The organism is Mesorhizobium sp. M4B.F.Ca.ET.017.02.2.1 (assembly GCF_003998955.1).
GTDB classification, from domain to species: domain Bacteria; phylum Pseudomonadota; class Alphaproteobacteria; order Rhizobiales; family Rhizobiaceae; genus Mesorhizobium; species Mesorhizobium abyssinicae.
On sequence record NZ_RZOF01000394.1, the window covers coordinates 1 to 5409 of the forward strand.

The 5409-nt window shown below is 64.4% G+C and carries 5 protein-coding genes; 2 read left to right on the forward strand and 3 right to left on the reverse strand.

The features are described 5' to 3' along the window. The coding region (locus EN738_RS30125) for a hypothetical protein (RefSeq protein WP_245494814.1) at nucleotides 1-436 on the reverse strand (436 nt) is incomplete at its 3' end. Nucleotides 437-731: 295 nt separating this feature from the next. Here EN738_RS30125 and EN738_RS30130 point away from each other — a divergent pair. Beyond that, a complete protein-coding gene (locus EN738_RS30130) occupies nucleotides 732-1172 on the forward strand; it encodes a hypothetical protein (RefSeq protein ID WP_127286806.1) in 441 nt (146 codons plus the stop codon). A gap of 101 nt (nucleotides 1173-1273) precedes the next feature. On the opposite strand, the gene EN738_RS30135 is transcribed toward EN738_RS30130, so the two are convergent. Both EN738_RS30135 and EN738_RS30140 read right to left on the reverse strand, forming a co-directional pair. Further along, a complete protein-coding gene (locus tag EN738_RS30135) occupies nucleotides 1274-2341 on the reverse strand; it encodes a glycosyltransferase (RefSeq protein WP_127286807.1) in 1068 nt (355 codons plus the stop codon). Between the two features lie 432 nt (nucleotides 2342-2773). Then, the gene (locus EN738_RS30140) at nucleotides 2774-4441 is read right to left on the reverse strand and encodes an outer membrane beta-barrel protein (RefSeq protein ID WP_127286808.1); all 1668 of its coding nucleotides are present in this window, start codon (nucleotides 4439-4441) and stop codon (nucleotides 2774-2776) included. Between the two features lie 294 nt (nucleotides 4442-4735). On the opposite strand from EN738_RS30140, the gene EN738_RS30145 reads away from it, so the two are divergent. Next, the coding region (locus EN738_RS30145) for an amidohydrolase family protein (protein WP_145966973.1) at nucleotides 4736-5409 on the forward strand (674 nt) is incomplete at its 3' end.

Here is a 5409-nt window from a genome sequence, read left to right on the forward strand (position 1 = left end):
GACTATAGAGCCGGCATCGACGCCGGCCTGGTCGAGATCGGTGCGATGCGCCGCTGGACGGGTGCAAAAGTTCCCAGGTCAAACCAATCCGGCCATGGAACTGCGATGCAAATCGTTCGGCTTCGACGTTCTCCAGGCCATCGTCGACGAGAGCCTCGATGCTTCGCCGCATCAAGGCGAGCTGCATCGCCCGCGCGTGCGCGGCGTCCGTCTCCCGCATGATTTCCGTGACATGGTAGGCGACGACCGGCTGGCCGAGACAGGACAGAAGCGCGCTGGCGTCGGCTGTCGCTGCACTGACTGCTTCTTCGATCTGCATTTGGCGCTCCTCATCAACGCTGATGATGGCGCCTCCCCGGGAGACAACGGTGTTCCGCTGCTTTTCTAGTTCCTCATCTCGCGCACCGACAAAGTGACAGTCGCGCTTGAGGGGCAATCGCTCTCTTGTTCGCTACCAAAACAGTATGCTCCAACATCCAATTAAAGGCGACCGGATAGTTAATCGATGGTTAACAAGGGCGGTCACATCTTAAGCGTTTCTTAGACGAGACGGCGCGGACCAGCGCCGCGCCTTCCTGTCTGGGCCGGTTAGCCGTGGCCGACCGCTCGCAGCCAGATTTAGGCGGCGTGCCTGGAACCAATGAGGAGCGAGACTGTTCAGCAGTAACCTTGATACGACGCTGACGAGCCCGGTCCGGCCGGGCAAGCGGCGATCATGAGGAGTTCTCATCATGAACATTTCGTCCGGAATTCGTTCAGTCGCGGTTGCCGTCATCGCCGCCGGGGCAGTCAGCGTCGCCAGCGTCGCGCATGCCGACAACGGCACGATCCGCTTCGCCATCTACAAGGCGGCCTTCTTCATCGGCGGTGCCGGAGGCGAAGGCACCCTCACCTTCCATGGTCGCCGTTATCCCATCTCGGTCGGCGCTGTCTCGGGCGGCCTCGCCTTCGGGGCTTCCAAGACCTATTTCCACGGCACCGTGCGCCACATTCGCCGCGCCCGGGACGTGACCGGAGTCTACGGTGCGGCAGGCGGTGGCGGGGCGCTCGGCAAAGGCGCCCAGGTCATCGTCATGACCAATGACAGGGGCGCCCAACTCGAACTCTCAGGCAAGCAGGTCGGCCTGCAAATCAATGCCGATCTCAGCGGCATGAGCATCGCGCTGAAGTAAGGGCCGTCTGCCGCCGCCGCGGGTCTTGCCAGATCAGCGACAGCACGCCATGTGGGCCGCAGAACCGCCGGCATGATCTTGCCGCGCCGTTTCTGCCGCCCCTACCCCATCGCCTGGCGGATGGTTTTGGCGAGGCGCGCCAGGAAGGCCGGCCTCGAGGCGGCGTCGAGCTTCCAGGACAGCACGGCGAGCGCCATCTTTCCGGGCAGCATGCCGACGGACAGGAACCAGGCGGCGAGCATGGCTCGGCGCCTGAGCGAGGCCGTCATTTCGAGGCTGGCGACGGCGCCGTGCGCGGCAAGCGCCAGTTTGGAATCATTGGCCACCGGGTGCCGGTCCCTGTCGGCGCAGAGCGAGGCCAGCCGCTCCTCCAGATGAAGCGTATCGTGAAGGACGGTCTCGGACGGCTCGACCGCCAGGCCGACGCCGGAGACCTGGCCGGACAGCGCCGCCATGCGGTGGAAATCATGCGCCACCCGCCAGCGCGCCCGCTCGGCAAGCTTGGCGCCGAAGACGGAATGGTTGGCGCCGTGGATGCGGTAGGCGCCGACGCATTCCTCGATCGACTGTACCTGGCCGTAGAGCGGGGCCAGCGTCGCCAGATAGCCATCGGCGCCCTGGCGGAAATCGGCTTCGGGAATCGGCATGATGGTCTCCAGCGTCGAGCGGTCGAAGGCGAGCCCGCTGGTCACCGTCGTCTGGTAGCGCCCCTTGTGCAGCAGCTTCGGCACCACGTCGCCGTCGTCGAAGGGAAGTTCCGGCGGCGGGAAGACATCCTTGACGTGCTGTTCTTCGTCGACGATGTGCAGCCGCGACTGCACTTGGGCGGTCGCCGGATCCCAGGCGTCGACGATCCTGGAGACGGCGTCAGGGTAGAGATAGTCGTCGGCGTCGAGGAACAGCACGATCCTGCCCGAGCTTGCCGCAAAGCCGGTGTTGAAGGCGGCGGCATGGCCGCCATTCCTTGGCCGCAGGCAGGCGCGAATGGAGTCGCCATAGGATTCTATGACCGCCGCCGAACCGTCGCTCGATCTGTCGTCGACGACGATGACCTCGACATCGTCATGGTCCTGGCCGAGCGCGCTGTCGACGCTGCGTTCCAGGAAGCGCGCGTAGTTGTAGTTCGGGATGATGATGGACACCGGAATCCGGCTGGGCATCGGATGCATCGCGTTTGACCTCGCGTCTTGCTTTGGTTTCAGCGGAACCCGCAGGAACAGGCCTCTAGCCCCACGAGTTTCCCGGGGGCAAAGCTTGCGCTTGCCCGGGGAGACGGGTTGCGTTGCGACGTCAGCTGAGCGGCCGCGATTGCCTTCGAGGGTCATCCGCCGCAGACATCGGCATGCGGCGCGAGGCGGTCGGGGATCCGGTCAGGCCGGCATGGCATGGCGGCCGGCCTCGACGGGAATTGTCCGTCATTCGATTTGGGACGGTCCGTCGCGCGCCCCGAAGGCATGGCCGGAGTGTGACCGCGAAATGCGGCCGCAACAAGCCCCGCGCGTCAATTGCGCCCGCCTTTCCGGCTGGAGCGGCGCGGCTCCAGTATTTGACTTACACAATTCCGGACGGAAAACCGCTACGCACTTTTCCTGGTATTGCTTCTAGAACTGATAGATGGCCGTCAGTCGCACTGTCTGGTTGGACATGTCGACCTTTGTGCCGGGGCTGACGAAGGAGTTGGTGGTGATGTCGCCGATGGTGCCACCGAAGCCGGCGCCGCCGACGGCGATGTCCAGCGACTTGTACTTGTCGTAGAGATATTCGCCGCGCAGTCGCAGGTTCTCGCTCACCTTCATCTCCAGGCCGCCGCCGATCGAGGCACCGTAGACGGTCTCGGCCATGTTGGATCTAAGCACGGTGGCGGCGCCAAGCAGCGGCGAGCTCGGCGAGTTGGCGACGAAGCCGAAGGCGCCGGCGCCGATCTGGTCGGGGCTCCTGCCAATGGCCAGGCCACCCGAAACGAACGCCATCAGGGCGGGCGTGACCTCATAGCCCGCCTTCAGCCTGACATGGCCGAGCGACTTGACGTCGGAGAAGATCAGCTGGGTGCCGATACATTCGGCATGGCCCGAGCCGAGCTGCTGGAAATTGATGAGCTGCGTCAGGCAGGCCGGGCCACCGGGGCCCCTCGGGTGATCGAAGACGTTGTTCAGCTCGACGTCGCCCTCGGCGCCGAAGATGAAACGCCCGAACTGGTGCTGGTACCCGGCGAGAAGATGGCCGCCGGTCGAATCGCCCTCGAATTCGTTGGACGGCTCGACCCGCAGCGAGCCCTGTGTGACGTTGTTGGTCATGTTGAGGAAGTTGGTGGCGTCGGGGAAACCCACCTTGTGGCGGCTCATCGAGAGGCCGCCGCCGAAATAGGCGCCCGACCAGTCGCTCTTCAGATAGTCGGGCTGCTCGGCCGGATCGTCGGTTTCCGAGAAGGAATAGATGGCCGCCAGACGCACCGTGTGGCTGGAATAGTCGACGCGGTTGCCGGGACTGGTGAAGGAGTTGGTGGTCAGCTCGCCGATGGTTCCGCCGAAGCCGGCACCGCCGACGGCGATGTCGTGCCCTTTGTACTTGTCGTACATATATTCGCCGCGCAGCCGGAAGCCGTGCCCGACCTTGACCTGTAGGCCGCCGCCGATGGTCCAGCCATAGATGGTCTCGGCCATGTTGGACCTCTGGACGGTGGCGGCACCGATCAGCGGCGTGCTCGGCGGAGAGGCCATCATGCCGCCGGCGCTGGCGCCGATCGTCTCCGGGCTCTTGCCGATGGCGAGGCCGCCGGCGACGAAACCGAGCAGGCTCGGCGTGATCTCGACGCCGGCGATGCCGCGCACATGGCCGAGCGTCTTGACGTCGTCGAAGAAGGTCGAGAGACCCACGCAGCCGAAATGGCCGGTGGTGAAGACGGGCTCATTGGCACAGGCCGGGATGCCTGGCGTGCGACCGTCCGAGAAGCTGGACCCGATCTCGTAATCGGCCTCGGCACCGAACACGAAGCGGTCCTTCTGGAAGAGATAACCGCCCAGCACATGCCCGTCGACCGTATTGCCCTCATGGGAGAGATCGGGGGTCTTCTCGAAATGCCTGATGCCCGGCGCGGTGGTGTCGTCCATGATCACCCGGTCCATGCCGTTCGGAAAGTCGACCTTGTGCTTGCGGAAGGACGCGCCGCCGCCGACATAGAAACCCGACCAGTCGCTGGCCATGGCTGGAAGCGCCACGCTCGCGAGGCAAGCAGCAGCAAACGCGGCTTTCGCCGACGATACGAAATGCATGAGATCCCCCCGGACCAATATTAAAGGTAGCTAATATCGGAGTAGCTGATATCACGTATTCGTGAACAGACGTATGGCCGAAATGCAACAGGCTATTGCATTTTGCGCGTCAAAAGGTTGCTTCCGGTTGCATCAGGATCACTACGGCCAGCCTCATGGCAGCGCTCTGCGCAGGCCTCAGCCTTCCATATGACAGACCTGCTCATCGTCATGTCCGCGTTCTGCTGATCGGCCCTTGACCGCTTCAGCACTTCAGCCGAGCGTGGACGAGCATCCCACCCGAGCGAGCACCCGATGGATTCGAAGACACTGCTGACCCGCATGATCCGCGCCGGCTCCGGCGAGGTGCCCGCCGATCTGGTGGTCCGCAACGTGCGGCTGCTCGATGTCGTCACCGGCACGGTGAGCGAAACCGATATCGCCATCGTCGCCGACCGCATCGTCGGCACCCATGCGCGCTATCAGGCGGCCGAGGAAATCGACGGTCGCGGCCGCTTCGCCGTGCCCGGTTTCATCGACACGCATCTCCACATCGAATCCTCGCTGGTCAGCCCGCTCGAATTCGACCGCTGCGTGCTGCCGCATGGCGTCACCACCGTGCTTTGCGACCCGCATGAGATCGCCAATGTGCTGGGAGTCGAAGGCATCCGCTATTTCCTCGACTGCGCAGAGCGGACCATCCTCGACGTGCGCGTCAACCTGTCGTCCTGCGTGCCGTCGACGACGTTCGAGACCTCAGGCGCGCGGCTGGAGGCGGAGGACCTCGTACCCTTCCGTTCCCATCCCAAGGTGGTCGGCCTCGCCGAGGTGATGAATTTTCCCGGCGTGCTCGCCGGCGACGAAGGCATGATCGCCAAGCTCGACGCCTTTTCCGACGGCCACATCGACGGCCACGCGCCGCTGCTCAGGGGCCAGCGGCTCAACGGCTATCTGGCGGCGCGCATCCGCACCGACCACGAGACCACGAC